Consider the following 22,870-nt stretch of genomic DNA (forward strand, 5'->3'; position numbering starts at 1 on the left):
AGCCGCCGGAAGCGGCTGCCGTTGAGGGATTATATCAGCGATGTGCGTTGAGCGAGATGACGTTGTGCATCGTCTCGTCTGCCGTCGACATGAACTTCTTGATGTTGCGGGCTGCCTGACGAATGCGGTGCTCGTTCTCGACGAGCGCCAGGCGCACGTAGTCGTCGCCCATTTCGCCGAAACCGATGCCTGGCGCGACAGCCACGTCGGCTTTCTCGACGAGCAGCTTGGAGAATTCCAGAGAACCGAGGTGACGGAACTTTTCCGGGATCTTGGCCCAGGCAAACATCGTCGCTGCCGGCGGCGGCACTTCAAAGCCGGCCTTGCCGAAAGTATCGACCATGACGTCGCGGCGGCGCTTGTAGACGTTGCGGACTTCCGCGATATCAGAGCCGTCGCCGTTCAGCGCGTGCGTTGCCGCTACCTGGATCGGCGTGAACGCGCCGTAGTCGAGGTAGGATTTGACGCGTGTGAGCGCGGCGATCAGACGCTCGTTGCCGACGGCAAAGCCCATGCGCCAGCCGGGCATCGAGAAGGTCTTCGACATCGAGGTGAACTCGACCGTCACATCCATCGCACCCGGAACCTCGAGAACCGACGGAGGCGGCTCACCCTCGAAGTAGATTTCCGAATAGGCAAGGTCGGATAAGACGATGATATCGTGCTTCTTCGCGAACGCGATGACGTCCTTGTAGAAGTCCAGCGTCGCCACAAAAGCCGTCGGGTTGGACGGATAGTTGAGGATCAGCGCCAGCGGCTTCGGAATCGAATGGCGAACGGCGCGTTCCAGCGGCGGGAAGAAGCTCTCGTCCGGCTCGACCGACATCGAGCGGATGACGCCACCGGCCATCAGGAAGCCGAAGGCGTGAATCGGATAGGTCGGGTTCGGGCAGAGGATGACGTCGCCCGGTGCGGTGATTGCCTGCGCCATGTTGGCGAAGCCTTCCTTGGAGCCCAGCGTCGCGACGACCTGCGTGTCAGGATTGAGCTTCACGCCAAAGCGGCGCGCATAATAGGCAGCCTGCGCCCGGCGAAGGCCGGGAATGCCCTTGGAGGACGAATAACGATGCGTGCGCGGGTCCTGGACGACTTCGCAGAGCTTGTCGACGATCGCCTTCGGGGTCGGAAGGTCAGGGTTTCCCATGCCGAGATCGATGATATCGGCCCCGCCCGCTCGCGCGCTTGCTTTCAAACGGTTGACCTGTTCGAAAACGTAAGGCGGCAAACGCCGGACTTTGTGAAACTCTTCCATTTCTTTCCCCACGGAAATGCGGCCACCGCGGCCGCGCTCGAAGTTCGTCCTAAATTCCCGGCTGTTCGCGATACGAACTTCAGAATCACCAACGCCGTATTCATCAGACTTGCGTCGCACGGCATTTCTTTGACGGAAAGCCGCGCAGGCCGTGCATTATCGGGAAAAATTCATCTTCCGCCACAGATGGAAGGCTTTGCTTCCAAATTGCAGCGAAGGCAAGGCCTAATTGGCGATTTCTGAGAGCGTTTCGGCGCCGTGCTCGGCCGCTAGCTTGCGAAATTCCGCGACGCGACGCTGGTACTCGGCTTCCGAGATCGTGCCGGCCTTGCGCTGGGCGGCAAGCGCCGTCAATTGCTTCTGAACCCCGCCAGCCTCGTCGTCGCTCATCTGAACGTTTGCGGCCGTGAGCGGTGCCCCGAATCCCGGATAGCCGTCCTTGTAATGAGACAGGCCGCTCTCGGTCGGCTCTTCACCCTTTGTCGCGCTCATGACAACGGGCGTCGGGGCCGCTTGCCTTGCCGCGAAGGCGGCCTTTTCCTCGGGCGTCTGCATGCATCCGGCAAGCGCCATGGCCGCGGCGGCGCCGATGAGCGCGATACGGGTCATGTTTGCGATGGTGCGGATGCCAATTCTCGTCATTTGCCAGAGGTCCCAAATCCTGAGGTGCTTCGACTGTTAGATTCGTCGCCGCCACAAAGCAATAGCACGAGCGTGCGTCAGCGGAACTTGTTTTATAGATCTTTCCAGATGTACAACTCAATTTGCAGGAACATGCCGCCGCCGGAGGAGACACGTGACCGACAGCAAGCAGCAAGACGGCGACAAGGCAAAGAGCCGGGGATTCGATGCGAAGGACCTGGATCCGTACCTGATGAAAGATCCCGAGGCGATGGCGGTCAACTTCGCCCGTGCACTGGAGAATCTCGGCAAGGCGGCCACGGCCTGGCTTGCGCCACGCGAACGTGGCGAGATCGCAGAAAATGCAGCGGAGCCGGTGACCGACATGGTCAAGACGCTCTCCAAGGTCACCGAATACTGGATCTCAGATCCGCGCCGCACCTTCGAAGCTCAGACCCAGTTGATGAGCAGTTACTTCGGTATCTGGATGCGCTCGATGCAACGCATGCAGGGCGAAACGCCGGCGGCGGAACCGGAGCGCAACGACAAGCGCTTTGCCGATGAAGACTGGCAGAAGAACCCGTTCTTCGAGTTCCTGAAGCAGGTTTACCTCATCACCGCCGATTGGGCGGAGAAGATGGTCGCCGAAACGGACGGGCTCGACGAGCACACGAAGCACAAGGCCGGTTTCTATGTGAAGCAGATCACGGCCGCCCTCTCGCCGACCAACTTCGTTGCCACCAATCCGCAGCTTTACCGCGAAACGATCGCGACCAGCGGCGAGAACCTGGTGCGCGGGATGAAGATGCTTACCGAGGATATCGTGGCGGGCCAAGGCGACCTGAGGCTTCGCCAGACCGACATGACCAAATTCGCCGTCGGTCGCGACATGGCGCTGACCGCGGGCAAGGTGATCGCGCAGAACGAGATCTGCCAGATCATCCAGTACGAGCCGACGACAGAGACGGTGCTGAAGCGCCCTCTCCTCATCTGCCCGCCGTGGATCAACAAATTCTATATCCTGGACCTCAACCCGCAAAAATCATTCATCAAATGGTGCGTCGATCAGGGCCAGACCGTTTTCGTGATCTCCTGGGTCAATCCGGACGCGCGGCACGCGCAAAAGGATTGGGCCGCCTATGCGCGCGAAGGCATCGACTTTGCCCTCGACACCATCGAGAGGGCGACGGGTGAGAAGGAAGCGAACGCCGTCGGCTACTGCGTCGGAGGCACGCTGCTTGCGGCAACGCTAGCGTTGCACGCCAAGGAAAAGAACAAGCGGATCAAGACCGCTACCCTCTTCACGACACAGGTCGATTTCACCCACGCCGGCGACCTCAAGGTCTTCGTCGACGAGGAGCAATTGGGCCGGCTTGAAGCCCACATGGAGGAGATCGGCTACCTCGACGGCTCAAAGATGGCGACCGCCTTCAATATGCTGCGGGCTTCCGAACTGATCTGGCCCTATTTCGTCAACAACTATCTGAAGGGCCAGGAACCGATGCCCTTCGACCTTCTGTTCTGGAATGCCGATTCCACCCGCATGGCGGCGGCAAACCACGCCTTCTATCTGCGTAATTGCTACCTCAGGAACGCGCTGACGGCGAACGAGATGATCCTGGACGGTCAGAAGCTGTCGCTGAAGGACGTCAAGATCCCGATCTACAATCTCGCCACCCGCGAAGATCATATCGCGCCTGCAAAATCGGTGTTTCTCGGCAGCCAGTTCTTCGGCGGCAAGGTCGATTTCGTGCTGGCAGGCTCCGGCCACATAGCGGGCGTCGTCAATCCCCCGGACAAGAAGAAATACCAATACTGGACCGGCGGCGGCGTAACCGGCGACTATGAGACGTGGCTTACCAAAGCGGCTGAGAACGCCGGCTCGTGGTGGCCACACTGGCAAGCCTGGATCGAGGCGAAGGACAACAAGCGCGTGCCCGCCCGGAAACCGGGAGGCACCGCGCTCAACGCCATCGAGGAGGCGCCGGGAAGCTATGTGATGGAGCGAGCCTAAGAGCGACGCCCCTGCTCGGCTTCGTCACTCCAGGAAGATCAGACTGGCAGGTGACGGGGGCAGCGGTCGGGAAACGAACTCCTGAAAACCAGCCGACTTGGCCATATCGGCCAGTTCCCGCTCCGTGTAGGCGTCTCCCTTCGGTGTCGTGGCCAGCATGACCATGGCGAAAGCAGCCGGGAACTCGGGCGACACCCGATCCTCGTTCGGAACGAACTCGACGATCGCAACGCGGCCTCCTCCCGCCAGACTTGCTCGCGCCTTTTTCAGGAGCATGACGCAGCCTTCGGCGTCAAAGTGATGAAGGAAATTCGGCAGCAGGATGAGATCATAGCCACTGCCCCAATCAACCTCGAAGGCACTGCCGGGTCGGAAGCTGAAGCGCCCCGCTACTCCTGCATTCGTTGCATTTTCCTCGGTCACCGCAAGAACCGGCTTCCAATCAATAGCAACCACGCTGGCAGATGGCGCCACCTTGGCGATTTCTATACCGAAGGCACCAGGACCGGCGGCAACGTCCAGCACCTTGCTTGGCAGCTTTGACCATGTCGCAACGTCAGATGCCACAGCTTTCGCGCTCGCTGTGTTAAGCCCAAACATGCCCCTCGCAAACTTGACCCAAATAGGGTTGTCCGGCTCCACGTTGGCCAAGCCGACGGAGCCTCCGTTGCGGACGTAGGCGGCAGGGTTTTCGAGGAACAAGGACATCATTTGCGGCGACCCCATGAAATCGATCGCCGCACCTATATAGGCCGGGGAACGCCTGTCCAGAAAGGCCTTGCTCGACGGCGTCGGCGCATAATTCTCACCGCTCTTCGTCAGAAGACCCGAAACTACCAGGAAGTCGCAAAGAATGCGCACCCCACGCTCGGCGCAATTAATGTCCGACGCGAGCATCGCCGCCGTGCGCGCTTGCCCGCCAAATTTTGTGAAAAGATCGAATTCGATCGCTGCCTTCATCGCCGCCGTTTTCCGAAATGCAAACATCGCATCAACAAGCAAGGCTGGCGAGATTTCTTCATGAACCACTTGTGTCGAAGACATCGGCTTTCCCTCCCAACGTGGAGCCACGCGACGGGAGGTATTCATAGCAGAATCCGCATTCCTCGGCACGTCCTGACAAAGGAGGAGCAGGCAAAAAGCCGGCGCCCCAGGGACATGCCCAAAGCCTGCCCTCAATTTCGAACGGCTCGAGCGAGCTCGTAAAGGAATTGGTTACCATAATTCGGCATCCTGCCAATCAACCGGACATATTAGCGAGCCGCAATTTAGCCCTGATGCTTCTATACCGGCCCCGGCGAAGGAATTTCCATCGGTTCGTACCGCCGGCCCAGTAACGAGTTGTGAAAGACGGGTCTCATGGCGTTTGCGGTCGATGTGTTTAGCAATAGCAGGCCTATAGGTACGTCCATTTCTCGTTTCGGTTACTCTTTCCGCTTTCTTTCAGGTGCAGCTCTCATCGGTGCGGGGTTTGCCGCTTCAGCGTGGGTCGTCGCTACACTTGCGACCATGCATATGGTCGCACCGGCCCCGCATCCGAGCGCCGGTCGCTTCGCCGACATCGCGCTTGCCCCCGCAAGCGTCGCGAAGACCGAGCCTGAGCAACGCCTCGTTCACGTCAAAAAATTCTCGCGCTTGCGCATGAGCACCGATGCCGAACTGGCCCTTGCAAGGGGTGTTCACGTAGCCGCTCCGTCGGCGGCGCTTGCGGCGGCATTTGTCGGGCAGTCCGAACCTCTTGCGCTCTCCGAAGCCTCCCCGAACAGAGAGCTGGCGACGGCTGTCGCGTCAGCGGCACCCGCTCAGCCCGCGCGCCCGGCCAAGGACGACACCGTAGAGGTGGCATCAGCGACCGTTGCCTCGACTGACCGTATCATCATCCCGTCGAAGCAGGAGGTCGCAGCCGCCGAAGGACCTGCCTTGCTGGCGCTCGCAGCAAGCCCTGCGGCCGAAATCAAGGGACAGGTACCGCCCGCCGCCACCAAGCCCGGCCCGGTCGAGATTGCGGCTCTTGCGCCGACTGAGCAGCCTGCACCGGGGGCAACCCAGCCGTTCGATCTCGTTTTGAGCGGCACCGACACCGCGATCCCCTTGCCCATGGCTCGGCCCGATGGCCTGATCAAGCGGGCTACCCCCAACGATCGCAGTGCTCCGGCTGAACCCGTACTTGCCTATGCGCGCCCGGATGCCGGCGCTTCCGATGATGACGACGATCAAATGCCGACGGTGAAGAAGGGGCTGTCCCCCGCGATCGCCCGCAATGGCGTCGCGGTCTACGACATTTCGGCCAACGTCGTCTACCTTCCGAACGGCGAACGCCTGGAAGCCCATTCCGGCCTCGGCAAGATGCGTGACAATCCGCGTTATGTGCATGCCAAGAACCGCGGCCCGACCCCGCCGCATACTTACAATCTGACGATGCGCGAAAGCCTTTTCCACGGCGTCGAGGCGATCCGACTGAACCCTGTCGGCGGTGCAGGCTACGTCTACAACCGCGTCGGCTTGCTTGCGCACACCTACATGCTCGGCGCCCGCGGCGACTCGAACGGTTGCGTGTCCTTCAAGGACTACAAGCGCTTCCTCGCTGCCTTCAAGCGCGGCCAGATACGCCAGCTGGTGGTGGTCACGAGCATGCCGAACAAGCCGACGTCCACCTTCGCTTCGTTGTTCTCGTCGCGCTCCTAATCAATAGTCAAAAGAAAACACCGCGCTCGATTTTCCCCGCACCTCGCCCCCATGCCATCATCCCCTTGTCCCGTCGCGGATACACCGCAAGGCGTTGCGGCGAGGCGGAACCGGCGCAGGGTGCGGAAGAAGGACGTGAGCTTCCGCATCAGGGGTCTGCAGAAAATGGTCTCCCTCTGGGGACGGCGGCGTCCGCGCGAATGCGGCGTTGAGTTGAGCCTCGGACGTGCCTGTGTGGCACACATGGTCCCCAGGGGAAGCGAAGCTTGCTCGGGCAAGGCCGCAGAGGGACCGGAGTTGCGGACATAAACCGACGAACGGGGCTCTGGGAAGAGCCATATGATTTTATCTCAACGAGGCAAATTCCAGCGCCCCGTCCAATGCATGCATGCTCAAGCCGCGGGTCGTGAGGATCGCGTGAGGGCGAAGACGCGTGCCGCTCGCAGAAAAGCCACTTGGCACCGATACACGACGCACACGGCAGAAATAGCATTCGCCCCATTGATCGCGATGGACGAACCCGGCATAGCTGCATTATGTACCAGAATGACAATCCTAAGGGCCTGCAATGGTGAATTATATCGAAGCCTCTTCCGCGCCATCGAAGAATACCGGCGCAATTAGGCTCTACGGTCCCGAAGCATTCGAAGGAATGCGGAAGGCGTGCCAAGTGACGGCGCGTTGCCTCGATGAGCTGGCGGCGTTCGTGCGGCCCGGCGTTGCGACCGATGCAATCGACCGTTTCGTGTTCGAATTTGGCATGGACAACGGCGCGATTCCGGCGACGCTCAACTATCGCGGATACACAAAGTCTACCTGCACATCGATCAACCATGTCGTCTGCCATGGCATTCCGGATGCAAAACCCCTGCGCGAAGGCGATATCGTCAACATCGACGTCACCTACGTGGTCGAAGGCTGGCACGGCGATTCAAGCCGGATGTACCCGGTCGGAACCATCAAGCGCGCTGCTGAGCGGCTGCTTGAAGTGACCTATGAATCCCTCCTGCGTGGCATATCGGCCGTTCGGCCCGGCGCCCGCACCGGCGCGATCGGGGAAGCCATTCAGACCTATGCCGAAGCCGAGCGCTGTTCCGTCGTGCGCGACTTCTGTGGTCATGGCGTCGGCGCGCTGTTCCACGACTCCCCAAATATCCTGCACTATGGTCGCGCGAACGAAGGGCCCGAACTGCGGGAAGGCATGATCTTCACGATCGAGCCGATGATCAATCTCGGTCGGCCGCATGTGAAGGTTCTGGCGGACGGCTGGACTGCGGTAACGCGCGATCGCTCACTTTCGGCGCAATACGAACACACGGTCGGGGTTACTGCCGATGGCTGCGAGATTTTCACGCTTTCGCCAGGCGGCCTCGACCGACCCGGCCTCCCGCCCTTGAACCGATGAGCGCTTGATGACGAAGGGTCCTGTTTCGCATTCCAACGACGCCGAACTGCCCTTGGCCACCAGCGATGCAAGCGACGAACGCTCCTTTTTCGCGGAACAGGCCGCCAAGCCGGCATCCTTGGCGAAGCAGGCCAGCCTCTCCGCCTCGCTTGGCAAGGAAGAGCACTACCACGGGCACCGCGAGCGCCTGCGCGACCGCTTCCGTCAGCATGGCGATACAGCCCTCGCCGATTACGAGTTGCTCTAACTGCTGCTGTTCAGGCTGATCCCCCCGGCGCGACACCAAGCCGATCGCCAAGGCGCTGCTCGAGCGCTTCGGCTCGCACGCTGCCGTCTTCGGTGCACCGCTGCCTCTGCTGCAGGAGGTAAAGGGCATCGGCGAAGCCGTGGCGCTCGATTTGAAACTGGTCTCGACGGTCGCACAGCGGACCCTGAAGAGCGAGCTTCGAGGCAAGCAGGTGCTGTCGTCCTGGTCGTTGGTGATTCAATACTCACGCCGCGATGGCTCACGAGACACGCGAGCAATTCCGCATTCTCTTTCTCGACAAGCGCAACGCATTGATCGCCGGCGAGGTTCAAGGGCGGGGCACGGTCGATCATACGCCGGTCTATCCGCGCGAGGTTGTGCGGCGGGCGCTGGAGCTTTCGGCCACAGCCCTGATCCTCGTGCATAATCATCCCTCCCGCGATCCCACGCCGTCACGGGCCGATATCGACATGACCAAGATGATTGTCGACACCGCAAAGCCCCTCGGCATCACGGTCCACGACCACATCATCATCGGCAAGGACGGTCACGCTAGCCTGAAAGGGTTGCGTCTGATATAGGGGTCTAAACCTATAGGAGTCTAAAGTGCTTCAGGTATCCGTCAGGTTTAGGTGGCAAAGGGACAATGCTGCAATCAAACTGCTCCGGGACCTTTATGACGCCAACCGCCTCTCGCCGATTTCCTCGCAGCGCGATAGCAGCGCTGTGCTTGCTCGCCGGGTCTTTTCTCGCCGGTGGCAGCTACGCCCTCTACCTGACAGTTACGGACAACTTCCACGCGGTCGTCGATGGCGAAGTCTATCGTTCATCGCAGCCATCGCCTGAAGCCCTTGCGGGTTTCTCGAAGCGTTATGGGATCAAGACGATCATAAACCTGCGAGGCAATAACCCGGTACGGAGCGCCGAAGTCGAGCAGGCAAAGACACTTGGCATCGAGCATATCGATTTCCCGATGTCGGCCTACAAGGAGCTTTCGCCAGAGCGAGCGATGAAATTGATCCAAGTCATGAAGGACGCGCCGAAACCGCTGTTGATCCATTGCAACTCAGGCGCGGATCGAACCGGTCTCGCTTCCGCTCTCTATCTGGCCGGCGTCGACAAGACGAGCCAGGGGGTTGCGGAGAAACAGATGTCCATCTTCTACGGGCATATCGGGTTGCCTTTCGCTCGCGCCTTCGCCATGGACCGCAGCTTCGAGAAGCTGGAACCCTACTTGGCTTCAATAAATCCAGACCTCTCCTCCTAGAGCATTTTGCAACATTGACCTGCCCCGGTGGACGCGCGACATATTGCGTCGCAAAATGATTCCAGCTTTCCAATCGGGGCCAGCCTAATGTTCCAGTACGATCTCGTTGTTGTGGGCAGCGGCCCGGCAGGCCGCCGCGGCGCAATCCAGGCAGCCAAGCTTGGCAAGAAGGTCCTGGTCATCGAGCAAGGCAAGCGCGTCGGCGGTGTTTCGGTGCACACCGGCACCATCCCCTCCAAGACGCTGCGCGAAACGGCGCTCAATCTGTCCGGATGGCGTGAGCGCGGCTTCTATGGCCGATCCTATCGCGTGAAGGAAGAGATCAGCGCGGATGACCTTCGGCGCCGCCTGCTGATCACCCTTGATCACGAAGTCGAAGTGCTGGAACACCAGTTCGCCCGAAACCGGGTGCAGCACATCAGGGGCAAGGCAAGCTTTCTCGACCCGTCGACACTCGAGGTCGTCAAGGATGATGGGGAAGTGGTCAAGGTCACGGGAGCGAGCATCCTGCTTGCGGTCGGCACGAAACCGTTCCGTCCGGACGACATCCCATTCGATAACAAGACGGTGCTCGACAGCGACGAACTGCTCGACATCGACGAGCTGCCGCGCTCGATGGTCGTGATCGGCGCGGGCGTCATCGGCATCGAATATGCGACGATCTTCAGCGCATTGGATACCGCGGTGACCGTGATCGATCCGAAGGCGACGATGCTCGATTTCATCGACCGGGAAATCGTCGAGGACTTCACCTACCAACTGCGCGATCGCAACATGAAGATCTTGCTCGGCACCAAGGCCGACAAGGTGACGCGTCTCGACAATGGCAAGGTTGAACTGAAGCTCGACAATGGTCGCCGCCTGGTGACAGACATGGTCCTGTTCGCCGCCGGGCGCATGGGCGCGACCGACACGCTCAACCTGGACGCGGCCGGGCTCGAAGCTGATAGCCGCGGTCGCCTCAAGGTCAATCCGGAGACCTTCCAGACGTCCGTACCAGACATCTATGCCGCGGGCGATGTCGTCGGCTTTCCGAGCCTGGCATCCACCTCGATGGAGCAGGGCCGCATTGCTGCGCGCGTTGCTATCGGCGCGGTCGCGAAGGAGCCGCCAAAGTACTTTCCCTACGGCATCTATGCCGTGCCTGAGATCTCCACCTGCGGCCTGACCGAGGAAGAGATGAAGGAGCGCGGTATCCCCTATGAATGCGGCATCGCGCGTTTCCGCGAGACTTCGCGTGGCCACATCATGGGACTCGATACTGGGCTTCTGAAACTCATCTTCTCTCTGAAGACGCGCCGGCTGCTTGGCGTGCACATCGTCGGCGAAGGAGCGACCGAGTTGGTTCACATCGGCCAGGCAGTGTTGAACCTCAAGGGCACCGTCGAGTACTTCGTCGAAAACACCTTCAACTACCCGACCCTCGCTGAAGCCTACAAGATCGCAGGCCTCGACGCGTGGAACCGCATGGGCGACATCAAGTCGGAGCTTTAAGCCCTCCGACTAACGGCAACCGATTCGAATTTGATAATTTCTTGAACGAAAACAGACACCTACGCGCCGTCCAAAATCCATTCCAACTGACTTATTTGTGTCGAATAGCATCGGTAAAAGCTTTACTTGTATAATCCACCGTGTCTGGTAGCGTCCATTTTCGGGGATTCCTCTTACCAGCGAGTGACCGTGCAAGATCTTCCAAAGACTGCCGAACGGACCTTTCAGCTCATCCTCATCAAGCCGTCGCACTATGACGATGACGGCTATGTAATCCGGTGGTGGCGGGCGATGATCCCGTCGAATTCCTTGGCTGCGATCTATGGAATCGCTGCCGACTGCGCCGAACGCAAGGTATTGGGGCCCAATGTCGGGATCGAGATTACGGTCATCGACGAGACCAACACTCGGGTCAACGTCCCCGCACTTCTCAAGCGGCTTGAACAGCACGACAATTTCGGGATGATCGCCCTGGTTGGTGTGCAGTCGAACCAATATCCGCGGGCGCTCGACATTGCCCGGCCCTTCCGCGCTGCCGGAATTCCGGTTTCGATGGGCGGTTTTCACGTGTCGGGATGCCTGGCCATGCTCGACGGCAAGGCGGTCGGCCTCGACGCCTGTCGCGAGATGGGCATCTCGATGTTTGCTGGAGAGGCAGAAGGCCGGTTGGATCGCGTTCTACAGGACGCCGCCGCCGGCAAGCTTGAGCCGCTCTACAATTTCATGAACGACCTGCCCAGCATCGAAGGTGCCGCCGTCCCATTTCTGCCGAAAACCAATGTCGCGCAGACGCTCGGCCTCAGCACGAGTTTTGACGCCGGCCGTGGCTGCCCCTATCAGTGCTCCTTCTGCACCATCATCAACGTGCAGGGCCGCAAGTCGCGTTTCCGCTCGGCCGACGATGTCGAAAAGCTGGTGCGAATGAACTGGGCGCAAGGCATCCATAAGTTCTTCATCACCGACGACAATTTCGCACGCAACAGGGATTGGGAAGCAATCTTCGACCGCCTGATCGAACTCAGGGAGAAGGACGGCATTCCGCTCGGATTGATGATCCAGGTGGACACCCTCTGCCACAAGATCCCGAACTTCATCGAAAAGTCAAAGCGTGCCGGCGTCACCCGCGTCTTCATCGGGCTTGAGAACGTAAACCCGGACAACCTCACGGCGGCCAAGAAGAACCAGAACAAGATCACCGAATACCGGAAGATGCTGCTTGCCTGGAAGGCACAGGGCATCATGACTCTCGCCGGTTACATTCTCGGTTTCCCCGCGGACACGCCGGAGACGATCCGCCGCGACATCGCGATCATCCAGCACGAACTGCCTCTTGATGTCATTGAATTCTTCGTGCTGACACCACTGCCGGGCTCGGAAGACCACCAGACCTTGTGGAAGAAAGGCGTCGAGATGGACGCCGATCTCAACATTTACGACGTGGAGCACGTCTGCACCGCGCATCCGAAGATGAGCAAGCAGGAATGGGAGGGCATCTACCAGGAGGCCTGGTCGCTCTACTATTCGCCGGAGCACATGAAGACGCTGCTGCGCCGGGCCGTTGCCACGGGCGTGCCGCTCGCCAGCCTCGTGAAGGTCCTTGTGTCGTTCGCCACAACTGTACCGTTGGAGAACGTGCATCCATTGCAGAGCGGCCTTCTACGTCTCAAGCATCCCTCCGAACGGCGGCCCGATATGCCGCGAGAAAGCGCTGTAACCTTCTGGCCGCGTTTCGTCTGGGAGACGGTCACCAAACACCTGTCGCTAGGTGCGACCATTGCCAAGCTTGCAATCAGCGCCTTCTTCATCGCACGAGACAAAGCGTCCAAAGCCTATATGGACCAGGCACTGACACCGGTCGGTGACCATGAGGATGAGACGCTTGAACTCTTCACGAAGACAGCCGGCGGGCGGGCTGCTGTGTCCCACATTCACAAGGTCGCGGAATTGACCCACGCCCACAAGGCCCGACCGGCAGTCTGAGGTCGACCGCCGCCGCCGACAACGCAAGAACGGGCCGGTTAAATTTGTGCCGCAGAGATCGCCGCTATATTGAGTAGTGACGCAGCTTGAAGCGTGTCGAGAAATTCCACGCACTCAACCAGCCTGCCGTTCTCGAAGGTCATCTTGTCCATGATTTCGGTATCGAACTTGGTCGTACTATGACGCATCTGGCCGACGCGATGAACCGGTGCAACATTTCCGTCGACACGGATGTCGAGTTCCAGCGCCGTCATGTCCCAGGTGTCAATGAACTGCCGCATCGTCGCGCGGAGTGCAGCGCTGCCGACAACCGGGTTGGTGAGTGACGCCAGATACTGGCTGCCTTCTGCCCGGAAAACGCAATTGTCCCAAGGAATGACATAAGCGCATCAAGGTCCCCCCGATGCCGCGCCTCGAAAATCCGCCTTGTCAGGTCTGCGCCGGAAGCCATCGTCAATCCTTCCCCTGCCAACAACGCTTAGATTGCATCAGATCATTCCAAAATGCAACCATATCGTGTGACCTGGACGGACGGCAGCCTAAAAGCAGGCACGCGACCTGGAAAAGAAAAAGCCCCGCACAAGGCGGGGCTTTCGTAAATTTCAACTGGCCGAAGATTACTCGGCGCCTTCCTCGGAAGCCTTCTTCTTCGGAGCTGCTTTCTTCTTCGGAGCAGCTTCTTCGCCTTCAGCAGCTTCTGCCTTTGCAGCAGCCTTCTTCTTAGGAGCGGCCTTCTTGGCATCCTTCTCGGACTCTTCGCCTTCTTCGTCGGCGAGCAGTTCTTCCTTGGTCACCTTCTTGTCCGTGACGTCGATTTCGGTCAGCAGATGGTCGATGACCTTTTCTTCGAAGATCGGAGCGCGGATCGAGGCTGCCGCACCCGGCTGGCTGCGGAAGAAGTCAAGGATCTGCTTTTCCTGGCCCGGATACTGGCGCAGCTGCTCGTAGATGGCGCGCTGCATTTCGTCTTCGCTTACTTCGACGCCGGCCTTTTCGCCGATTTCAGAGAGAACGAGGCCGAGGCGAACGCGACGCTCAGCGAGCTTTTTGTACTCTTCGCGTGCCTTCTCTTCCGTCGTGTCTTCGTCTTCGAAGGTCTTGCCGGACTGAGCGAGATCGTTGGCGACCTGGTTCCAGATGCCGTTGTACTCGGCGTCGACGAGCGAGGCCGGGGTCTCGAACTTGTACATTTCGTCGAGCTGGTCGAGGATCTGACGCTTGACCTTCTGGCGGGTCATCGAGCCGTACTGCGACTCGATCTGGCCGCGGACGATTTCCTTCAGACGGTCTGCCGATTCAAGGCCGAGCTTCTTGGCCAACTCGTCGTTGATTTCAACGTCGGCCGGAGCAGCAACGTCCTTGACCGACAGGTCGAAGGTGGCTTCCTGGCCAGCGAGGTTCTTGGCCGGGTAGTCAGCCGGGAAGGTAACGGTGATGGTCTTCTCGTCACCAGCCTTGGTGCCGACCAGCTGGTCTTCAAAGCCCGGGATGAACCGGCCGGAGCCGAGAACGAGTTCGGCGCCCTGGTCGGTGCCGCCCTCGAAGGCAACGCCGTCGACCTTGCCGACGTAGTCCATCGTGATGCGGTCGCCGTTGGCGGCCTTGCCCTTCTTGGTTTCGTACGAACGGGCGCTTTCAGCGACCTTCAGAACCTGTTCGTTGACTTCCTCTTCGGAGATGTCGACGACTTCGCGCGTGATCTTGATGCCCTTGTTGGACTTCAGTTCGATCGGCGGCAGAACTTCGTAGGACAGCGTGAACTCGAAGTCCTTCTGAGCGGCGAGGATCTGTTCTGCCTCGTCCTTGTCTTCCGTCATCGCGATTTCCGGCTGCGTCGCGGACTTTTCGCCGCGTTCGGCCAAGATGGCGGTCGGCTGCTCGCGGACGATCTCGTTGACGAGGTCGGCCATAATGGACTTGCCGTAAACCTTCTTGAGGTGAGCGGCCGGAACCTTGCCCGGACGGAAGCCGTTGATGCGGACCTTGTCCTTCACGTCGGCAAGACGCTCATTCATCTTGACTTCCATGTCCTTGGCCGGGATTACGACCTTGATTTCGCGCTTCAGCCCTTCAGCGAGCGTTTCGATAACCTGCATGTCTTCCTACCTCATTTCGTGGCGGCCGTGCCCAGACGCCGTTCGTTTCGATGAGCACGACGCCGGAAAGTTGCCGAGCGTGGCTTGTTCTCAATTCTTATTCATTCCGCCCCTGGCGGAACGGCGCCTTGCTGCCGGGTAATCGAGGAACACCGGTTCCGGTCCCCCCGCCTGCAAGCCAGCTTTTGGTGCGGGTAGAGAGACTTGAACTCCCACGCCTTGCGGCACCAGAACCTAAATCTGGCGTGTCTACCAATTTCACCATACCCGCGTTCTCAAAAACCGCATGCATATGCCTGCACATGAGGCCTTCCGGAGCGCGGCGTCTCTATAACACCCGATTTGGGAGAGGCAAAGGAAAAATGAAGGGCAAATGACAGTGATTTCGCCCGCGCTCGCAGGCTTCCACACCATTCGGCGTCAACTTAATAAAGAGGCTCGTCGTAGGCGGGCTTCCCGTCGACGAGCAGGCTGCGTATCTGTGGCGTTCCATCCGAGGCCACGCGAACGGCAATGGAGACGTCACCGCCCTGGCGCGCCTTCTCCAAGGCCGTGCCCTGGCCTTCCGGAACGTAATAGCGTTCGATGCCATACTCGACGCGGATGTGGTCGGCGGAATTGGGGCCATAACTATAGAAAGGCCTGCTATGCAGAACCACGGTGCCCGGTTGCTCGGCCAAGCGTTCGAACGATGCTTCGACAATGCCCCAGAATCCGCCATCGCCAGGCTTCAGCCGCACCCATAGGCTCTTCTTGCCCTGGTCCTGCGGTACACCGCCAACAATCGATGCTACCGGGACCGAGGAGATCTCGTAGTTCAGCACGACATAGTCACCGCGCAGAAAGTCGCGCGGATCGACGGGCGCGGTCTTCAGCAGAGCGTCGGTACCGCTGCGCAGAATCGACGCACGGCTCTCGATCGCATAGCCAAGAACGGCGGTCTGCAGCGCCGCTACGATGATTGCAGCGACGATGTAGCGGCTGCCTGAGCCTTGCGGCGAGAAAATGCTCATACGCTTGCCTCCGGAGTTCTGAGGGCAAATCGCCGCTCGAGGCGAATGACGAGCCACGCGACGGCCGCAACGAAGAGCCCCGAGAACAGGAAGAGGCTCGATGTCCCGAGAATCGACCCGACGGTCACCGACGCAAGGTAGAGCATCTCAGCGGCAAAGGCGGCGTAGGCCAGATAGCGCACCGCACCGTTGTTTCGTCCCTGGAGCGCAATGGCAACAACTGCGGCGCCCAGCGTCACCAGCGCCAATGTCACGAACTGCCAGCCATGCTCCAATTCAATATGGAGCAGAAGGAGACCGATGATGGCGACGAGGAAAGTGTAAAAGGCAGGAGCCGATCCGGCAGTCCTGAGAAGCGCGGAACGTCGTGCTACCGGCAGGCTGACGAGAACAAAGGTGAGCATGCCGCCGATAGCATAGGCGAGCGCGAGCCAGAAATTCTCGTTCACCGCATAGAGCCAGGTAAGCCAGGCGACAAGCAGCAGATACGCGAGATGGCGCGCGCGATCCGCGCCGGTGAGGTGGACGAGACCAATGACAACCGCTGCCATGAGCGGCACAATCCAGGGATCGAGGCCGACCCAGCGCGTATCGTAGGTATCGAGATAGGCCGCGAAGCTGCCCCAAGACAGAAAGCCTGCCACCGCGGCGACGACGCCGGAGCGAAACAGCACCGCCGAAACCACTGCCATGCCAAACCACAGGTACATGACCGTCAGTTGGTCTCCCGACAGATGATACATCTGCCCGATCAGCGAAATCGCTCCACCGAAGGCCAATGTCCCGATCACCAGCAGTCCGCCCGCTGCGCCGGTTGCGCCGCGCCTGAGCATGACCGCCGCGCCGAGATGCACGACCCAGATGATTGCAAGAATGACGGCGACGCGCACAAGACGCGGGATGGCTTCCCAATTCGAAGCGACAACCAGCAGGATCGCCGCCCCTAGCAGGATTGCCGCGAGGATCATCAGCACGTTGCCAAGGCTGAAGCTTGCCGGGCGCGCGTCATATTCCTCCAAGAGCGCTCCTGCAGTTGCCTCCGGCAAGAGCCCCTTTTCCACCCAAAGCGAGAGGTCTCGCTCCAATCGACCGCGATACATGCCCTACTCCGCCAAACGCGCGACTACGCGCTTCCTCTCTTTGCTTTATAGCCGTTGATCGAGCACGAGGGAAATATTCCCATACGAATTCGTCATTGGGCGAATTTGGGGTGCTTTTTAACCGATCCATAACGGCAGGTTGCTAATATACACTCCATACTCGCAAGCCATGCGATTTCTGCATGGGCAGCATGATTATATTGCACTGCAAAATACCAGTAAGACGATTTATATTACTAATCAGAAGGCAAGGGGACGGCGCCCTGCCCCGGGTTACCGGAAAAGCCTGCGAAGATGATCTTCGTAACGAAATTCGGAGCAGCGCACTCCTCCTCCCAGCGCCCTCCGATAGACTGACGACACTCCTCCTCCTCCCGGTTGTCAGTCACCCTAACGACGCCCACCGGATCCTCCCCCGGTGGGCGTTTGGTTTTCGACAATATCGCAGCGTGGTTTTCCAATGCCTGTTGGACAGCGGTGGCGGATGTGCCTCCCGCAGGTCGCGCCGGTCTAATGGCCTGGCAGCAGGCTCATCGGAGGCAGCAACGACCCCGCAGCCGCTGACCGCCGAACCAAATTTTGCTGCGACCTCCTTGTCGTAGCTGAATATGCCAACCGGCGGCCACTCTGCCTCGCAAGGAGAAAAGGCAACGCGGGCCGGCATACACCAACCATTCTGCCTAATGATTAACCACATAGGCGCGAAATCACGGCGACTAGCACTTGAGACTTGCGCTTAGTGCATAGGTGATCTGAAATCTTGTCTCTGCTACGACTTCGCAGCGCAACATATATTGCAGTCATCAAATAGAGGTCAGCGCCGATCGGCGGCAGCTGGCAGATCGCAAGCCCTAGGAAAGGGGACAAAAATGAACTTCTCTCGCTCTTTCAACAACTGGCGCAAGTATCGTCAGACTGTTTCCGAACTCGGCCGCATGACCAACCGCGAATTGCACGACCTCGGTATCGACCGTTCTGACATCCATCGTGTTGCTCGCGAGGCTTCTGCCCGCTAATCCAAGCGACTTGCTATCCTCCCAAGCAAGATCGCCTTGATAAAACGCCCGCTGCCCCTAGCAACGGGCGTTTTCTTTTGCCTGGCTACCAGCTTCCGCGATAGTTGCAGTCAATTCCCCGTCCCTTTTGGCGTGGCTCAGAAAACAATCGCTGCATTCGGAATGAGCATCACATGCACAATTGCATAGCAGATGCCGCTTCTTTGCACTGCACAATATGACAGAGAAGACTTATATGAACGTCAACGATGAGACGGCGATGGGGCCGCTCTGACGATCATTCTGAGGAAAAGAACATGAACCCGATCCGCATTGCAAAGAACTGGATGAGCTATCGCCGCACGCTCAGCGAACTTGGCAGCCTCTCCAACCAGGCGCTCGCCGACATCGGCGTTACCCGCTACGACATCCGCAATATCGCTTCCCGCTCGTTCCGCTAATAGCGGCAAGCGTGAAGCTTCCAAGACGGCGCCTTTGGCGCCGTTTTTGATTCTGAGCCCCTTCACGGCGAGCGCGCCCGCCACGGGCATGGCTGTTAATACCGCACTTCCATCATCCTTTAGGATGGACTCATATTAGTCATTGTGAAAGTATCCGGCATTACCCAAGGGAGACATGCGTAATGTGCCGATATAATCTTCGCATGGAGGACGGACTCTGGACCGTTGTCGATGCCACGACACAACGGCCGGCGGAGTTGAACAACGTGCAGATGGCTCGGATGACGTGGCGCGAAGCATGCGACATGGTCGATATCCTGAACAACCTCGATCGTATAAGCTCCCTGTCCGAATGCTACGAAGCCTCGGCCAAGGCCATGGCATAAATGCCGCCTTTGCGGCACAGCGTATCGGGCTGATATCTACCTCGACATACGTCTGCCTCTAGAGGCCGAGCGCCTTTATCTTCTGAACAGCAAAGTCCACGAAAGCACGTGTCTTGGCTGAGACGTGCCTGCCCTCTACGTGGACCACGTGGATCGGCAGTGGCTCTTCCTCGTACTGATCGAGCACCGTCCTCAACCGACCGGCAGCAAGATGCTCCGCCACCTGATAGGACAAGGTCCGCGTCAGGGCCCACCCCGTCAACGCCGCGGAGATCGATGCATCGACGGTGTTGCAGTACATGCGCGGGTGAAGCTTGACGGGCGTATGGTTGGGCGCGAAGTGCCAGTCCAACGGCGCCGATGATCCCGTATTGACGATGGTCACGTGCCGGGTGAGATCCGCCGGCGTTACCGGCTCGCCATGACGCGCGAAATAGGCCGGCGCGCCGCAGACAACGCGGCGCACGCCGCCGACTTTGTTCGCCTGCTGGTCCGAGTCCTGCAGGTGGCCGATACGAATGGCGACGTCGATGCCCTCCTCCACGAGATTGACCATCCTATCGAAGAACAGGACGCGCCCGGTGACCGCCGGGTGCGTGCTGAGAAACGCGGTCAAAATCGGGACGACATGGATCTGACCGAACAATACCGGCGCAGTGATGCTGAGGATTCCGGATGCCGTTGAATGGGATCCACCGGCAGAGGCTTCCGCCTCGTCGATATCACTGAGAATCCTTCGGCAGTCGTCGGCATATCGGCTGCCTGATGGCGTCAGCTTCACCGAGCGCGTTGAGCGCACGAACAGCCTAGCACCTGTAGTTTCCTCCAGATAGGCAACTGCGCGCGTAACGGCCGGAGCGCTCATGTGAAGTTGGCGTGCAGCCTGCGCAAAGCTTGCCGTCTCGGCGACCTTGACCAAAACCCTCATGCATTGAAGCCGATCCATAGGATATCCCGCAATATTCCACAAATTGAAATAGTGACTTTCATATTATCGCAATTCAACGCGCAGCAGGAAACAATTATTGTTTGTTCACCTCAATCGGAGATCAGATCGATGAAGCTGTACTCGCATCCTCTATCGGGCCATGCCCATCGCGCCCGCCTCTTTCTGTCGCTTATCGGCGTCGATGCCGAAATCGTGGAGGTCGACCTAGCGGCGGGAGAACACAAGAGCCCCGATTTCCTGGCGCTCAACCCATTCGGGCAGCTGCCGGTGCTTCAGGACGGCGACACCGTCGTCAGCGACTCCAACGCCATTCTTGTCTATGTCGCCAAGACGTATGCGCCGGAGGGATGGCTGCCGGAGGAGCCGGCAGCGGCGGCTGCGGTTCAGCGGTGGCTGTCGGTCGCGGCGGGCGAGATCGCCTATGGTCCATGCGCGGCCCGTCTTGTGACCTTATTCGGCGCGAAATTCGATACTGAAGAAGTGATCGCGAGAGCTCATCGCATTCTTGGCCTTGTCGATGCCCAACTGACCGGTCGTGAATGGATCGTCTCAACGAGACCGACGATCGCCGACATCGCCCTCTACAGCTACATCGCACGGGCGCCTGAGGGGAACGTCGACCGGTCTGCCTACCGTAGCGTAACGACCTGGCTCGAGCGCATAGAAGCTCTTCCCGGCTTTCAGCCTTTCCAGAAATCACCCGTGGGCATTGTCGAGGCCGCTTAAGGCGCCGCATCGCACCGCACCCGACCAAAAGCCGTGAAGGAGCCAGTTATGCCCACCGAGGCACAGAGCACCACCTCCTCTCCCTGGCATGCCGGAGAGATCGCACTGCAGGAGAAGGTCGGCGTCGCGAAGCGAATGGACGAAGTGGGCCGCCGCGTGCTGCGAGATCACCTGATCGATCAGCATCGGCAGTTCTACCCGCAGCTGCCCTTCATCGTACTTGGGACGGTAGATGAAGACGGCAACGCATGGGCGACACTCCGTGCCAATCGTCCGGGCTTCCTTCAGAGCCCGGACGTCCACACACTGAGTGTCGACCTTCCCCGTGAGCCGCTCGACCCGGCCGACGCGGGAATGGACGACGGCAAGGCCATTGCCATGTTGGGCATCGAGCTCCACACGCGCCGTCGCAACCGGCTGAATGGCACTATCCATCGAACCGGGCAGGACGGCTTCGATGTGCGTGTTGGGCAGGCCTACGGCAACTGCCCGCAATATATCCAGCTGCGCGATTTCGAGTTTACACGGGATCCAATGCAGCCCTCCGGGTACGACCCGGTCAGTTTTGGCAATCTGGAGGGTCGGCCTGCCGAAATGATCGCCAAGGCGGATACATTCTTCGTCGCCTCGTATGTCGGCCGCGACCATGAAGGGCGCCAAATCGATGTTTCGCATCGTGGCGGCCGGCCCGGCTTTGTCCGGATTGGCGAGGACAGTGTTCTGACGATCCCGGACTTTGCCGGCAATCTCTTCTTCAACACGCTCGGCAACATTCTTGCCAATCCGCGGGCGGGGTTGGTCTTCGCGGATTTCGAGAGCGGCGACCTGCTGCAGTTATCGGGCAGCGCCGAGGTCATTCTGGAATCGCCTGAGATAGCGGCGTTCCAGGGGGCGGAGCGTCTGTGGCGCTTTCGCCCGACACAGATCGTCTACCGGCAGGAAGCGTTGCCGCTGCGCTGGCGATCGCGCGCCAATGGTCCATCTCCCAACTCCCTGATGACCGGGAGTTGGGATGAGGCTGACGCGCGGCTTCAGGCGATTGCCCTCGCCAAGAGCTGGCGGCCCTTCCGCGTCACCCGGATCGTCGAAGAGAGCGCCAGCGTGCGCTCGTTCTATCTCGAACCGATAGACGAAGGCGGGATCATTCCGCATGTCTCCGGCCAGCACCTACCGATCCGCATCAAGCTCGAGGGATCGGATGTGCCGGCGGTGCGCACCTATACGATCTCCTCGGCCCCCTCCGACAGTATCTATCGCATCAGCGTCAAGCGCGAAGGGCTTGTCTCGGCGCATCTTCACGATGCCATCCGGCAAGGAGACATCATCGAGACACGCGCCCCGACAGGCGCGTTCACGATCGACCCCGGCGAGAGACGCCCTGCCGTCTTGCTGGCGGCGGGCATCGGGATCACCCCCCTGCTCGCGATGCTGCGGCATGTCGTCTACGAGGGGCTGCGAACCAGGCGGATACGACCGACCTGGCTGATCTATTCAGCGCACAACGCGTCGGAACGTGCATTCAATGCCGAGCTGCAGGCACTCGCCGCAGTGTCCGGCGGCGTCGTTAAGCTGGTCCGGTTGCTCAGCGATACTTCTGATACGGTCGCTGGTGAAGACTATGACAAGCAGGGGCGGGTCGACATGACCCTGCTCAGCAGCGTGTTGCCGTTCAACGACTACGACTTTTATCTGTGCGGTCCAGCCGGCTTCATGCAGTCGGTCTATGATGGCCTGCGTGGATTGAATATCTCCGATAGCCGCATCAATGCCGAAGCGTTTGGACCCGCGTCTCTCCAGCGATCGGGAGATGCGCTCCCGCGATCGCCCGCGCGCGTCGCCGCTGAAGAACCGCAGCCGGTCTATTTCATGCGCTCCGGTAAGGAAGCACGCTGGGAGCCAGGATCGGGCACGTTGCTCGAGCTTGCCGAAGCGCGCGGCTTGGCGCCCGAGTTCAGCTGTCGCCTTGGCAATTGCGGAAGTTGCAGGACGAAAATCCTGTCAGGCTCCGTCGCATACACGAAGGAGCCGACCGCCGACACCGCCGATGACGAAGCGCTGATTTGCTGCGCCGTGCCGGCGGCGAGCGACACGGGCGCTCGGCTGAAGCTGGATATTTGACGGCATCGGTGCCGGCATCGATCAGTCGCCAATTCTTCGGTTTCCTGCGCCAGCCCAGCGT

At 59.8% G+C, this 22,870-nt stretch carries 19 protein-coding genes, 1 tRNA gene and 1 pseudogene; 12 read left to right on the forward strand and 9 right to left on the reverse strand.

Features of this window, described 5'->3' with window-relative positions; all coding sequences use genetic code 11:
* Positions 1-34: 34 nt before the first annotated feature.
* Together AF71_RS23315 and AF71_RS23320 are read right to left on the reverse strand one after the other, a co-directional pair.
* The gene (locus AF71_RS23315; RefSeq protein ID WP_007532313.1) at positions 35-1,252 is read right to left on the reverse strand and encodes an LL-diaminopimelate aminotransferase; all 1,218 of its coding nucleotides are present in this window, start codon (positions 1,250-1,252) and stop codon (positions 35-37) included.
* 225 nt (positions 1,253-1,477) lie between these two features.
* Entirely contained in the window at positions 1,478-1,894 is a 417-nt protein-coding gene (locus AF71_RS23320) for a hypothetical protein (protein ID WP_018859949.1), read from the reverse strand.
* 154 nt (positions 1,895-2,048) lie between these two features.
* On the opposite strand from AF71_RS23320, the gene phaC reads away from it, so the two are divergent.
* Positions 2,049-3,887 (forward strand): class I poly(R)-hydroxyalkanoic acid synthase, encoded by a 1,839-nt coding sequence (gene phaC / locus AF71_RS23325; protein WP_112641381.1) that lies wholly within the window; start codon positions 2,049-2,051, stop codon positions 3,885-3,887.
* Positions 3,888-3,911: 24 nt separating this feature from the next.
* Here phaC and AF71_RS23330 read toward each other — a convergent pair whose 3' ends face one another.
* The gene (locus AF71_RS23330; protein ID WP_169683365.1) at positions 3,912-4,931 is read right to left on the reverse strand and encodes a methyltransferase; all 1,020 of its coding nucleotides are present in this window, start codon (positions 4,929-4,931) and stop codon (positions 3,912-3,914) included.
* Between the two features lie 315 nt (positions 4,932-5,246).
* Here AF71_RS23330 and AF71_RS23335 point away from each other — a divergent pair, with 315 nt between their 5' ends.
* From AF71_RS23335 to AF71_RS23360, 6 genes and pseudogenes are all read left to right on the forward strand, one after another.
* A complete protein-coding gene (locus AF71_RS23335) occupies positions 5,247-6,572 on the forward strand; it encodes a DUF2778 domain-containing protein (protein ID WP_026372164.1) in 1,326 nt (441 codons plus the stop codon).
* A gap of 568 nt (positions 6,573-7,140) precedes the next feature.
* Positions 7,141-7,977, forward strand: a complete 837-nt coding sequence (gene map / locus AF71_RS23340; RefSeq protein WP_018859953.1) for a type I methionyl aminopeptidase — start codon at positions 7,141-7,143, stop codon at positions 7,975-7,977.
* A gap of 7 nt (positions 7,978-7,984) precedes the next feature.
* Positions 7,985-8,805, forward strand: a pseudogene (gene radC / locus AF71_RS23345) (DNA repair protein RadC).
* A gap of 149 nt (positions 8,806-8,954) precedes the next feature.
* Entirely contained in the window at positions 8,955-9,491 is a 537-nt protein-coding gene (locus tag AF71_RS23350; RefSeq protein WP_245268038.1) for a dual specificity protein phosphatase family protein, read from the forward strand.
* An 87-nt stretch (positions 9,492-9,578) separates the two neighbouring features.
* On the forward strand, positions 9,579-10,985 hold the full coding sequence (gene sthA, locus AF71_RS23355) for a Si-specific NAD(P)(+) transhydrogenase (protein WP_018859955.1): 1,407 nt from the start codon (positions 9,579-9,581) through the stop codon (positions 10,983-10,985).
* Positions 10,986-11,174: 189 nt separating this feature from the next.
* Positions 11,175-12,965, forward strand: coding sequence for a radical SAM protein (locus AF71_RS23360; protein WP_026372165.1), 1,791 nt, complete (start codon positions 11,175-11,177; stop codon positions 12,963-12,965).
* A gap of 38 nt (positions 12,966-13,003) precedes the next feature.
* Here AF71_RS23360 and AF71_RS31860 read toward each other — a convergent pair whose 3' ends face one another.
* The 5 genes from AF71_RS31860 to AF71_RS23385 form a co-directional block, all read right to left on the reverse strand.
* Positions 13,004-13,246, reverse strand: coding sequence for a hypothetical protein (locus AF71_RS31860; RefSeq protein ID WP_018859957.1), 243 nt, complete (start codon positions 13,244-13,246; stop codon positions 13,004-13,006).
* Between the two features lie 336 nt (positions 13,247-13,582).
* Positions 13,583-15,061, reverse strand: a complete 1,479-nt coding sequence (gene tig, locus AF71_RS23370) for a trigger factor (protein WP_169683367.1) — start codon at positions 15,059-15,061, stop codon at positions 13,583-13,585.
* A 186-nt stretch (positions 15,062-15,247) separates the two neighbouring features.
* Positions 15,248-15,332: transfer RNA gene (locus AF71_RS23375), tRNA-Leu, on the reverse strand.
* A gap of 154 nt (positions 15,333-15,486) precedes the next feature.
* On the reverse strand, positions 15,487-16,074 hold the full coding sequence (locus tag AF71_RS23380) for a GDYXXLXY domain-containing protein (protein ID WP_018859361.1): 588 nt from the start codon (positions 16,072-16,074) through the stop codon (positions 15,487-15,489).
* Positions 16,071-17,174 (reverse strand): DUF2157 domain-containing protein, encoded by a 1,104-nt coding sequence (locus tag AF71_RS23385; protein ID WP_018859362.1) that lies wholly within the window; start codon positions 17,172-17,174, stop codon positions 16,071-16,073. The genes AF71_RS23380 and AF71_RS23385 overlap by 4 nt, the downstream gene beginning before the upstream one ends.
* Positions 17,175-18,043: 869 nt before the next feature.
* Between AF71_RS23385 and AF71_RS23390 the strand changes: the two genes are divergently transcribed.
* From AF71_RS23390 to AF71_RS23400, 3 genes are all read left to right on the forward strand, one after another.
* Positions 18,044-18,190, forward strand: coding sequence for a DUF1127 domain-containing protein (locus AF71_RS23390; RefSeq protein WP_018859364.1), 147 nt, complete (start codon positions 18,044-18,046; stop codon positions 18,188-18,190).
* Between the two features lie 296 nt (positions 18,191-18,486).
* Entirely contained in the window at positions 18,487-18,630 is a 144-nt protein-coding gene (locus tag AF71_RS23395; RefSeq protein ID WP_018859365.1) for a DUF1127 domain-containing protein, read from the forward strand.
* A 182-nt stretch (positions 18,631-18,812) separates the two neighbouring features.
* Complete coding sequence (locus tag AF71_RS23400) at positions 18,813-19,016, forward strand: hypothetical protein (RefSeq protein ID WP_026372073.1); 204 nt, start codon at positions 18,813-18,815, stop codon at positions 19,014-19,016.
* A gap of 58 nt (positions 19,017-19,074) precedes the next feature.
* Here the strand turns inward: AF71_RS23400 and AF71_RS23405 are convergent, their stop codons facing one another.
* Positions 19,075-19,962, reverse strand: a complete 888-nt coding sequence (locus AF71_RS23405) for a LysR family transcriptional regulator (protein ID WP_169683369.1) — start codon at positions 19,960-19,962, stop codon at positions 19,075-19,077.
* Positions 19,963-20,073: 111 nt separating this feature from the next.
* On the opposite strand from AF71_RS23405, the gene AF71_RS23410 reads away from it, so the two are divergent.
* On the forward strand, positions 20,074-20,691 hold the full coding sequence (locus AF71_RS23410; protein WP_018859368.1) for a glutathione S-transferase: 618 nt from the start codon (positions 20,074-20,076) through the stop codon (positions 20,689-20,691).
* Between the two features lie 48 nt (positions 20,692-20,739).
* Positions 20,740-22,809, forward strand: coding sequence for a pyridoxamine 5'-phosphate oxidase family protein (locus tag AF71_RS23415; RefSeq protein ID WP_169683371.1), 2,070 nt, complete (start codon positions 20,740-20,742; stop codon positions 22,807-22,809).
* Positions 22,810-22,870 lie beyond the last annotated feature (61 nt).

Source organism: Rhizobium sp. 57MFTsu3.2, from assembly GCF_012932765.1.
Classification (GTDB): domain Bacteria; phylum Pseudomonadota; class Alphaproteobacteria; order Rhizobiales; family Rhizobiaceae; genus Rhizobium; species Rhizobium altiplani.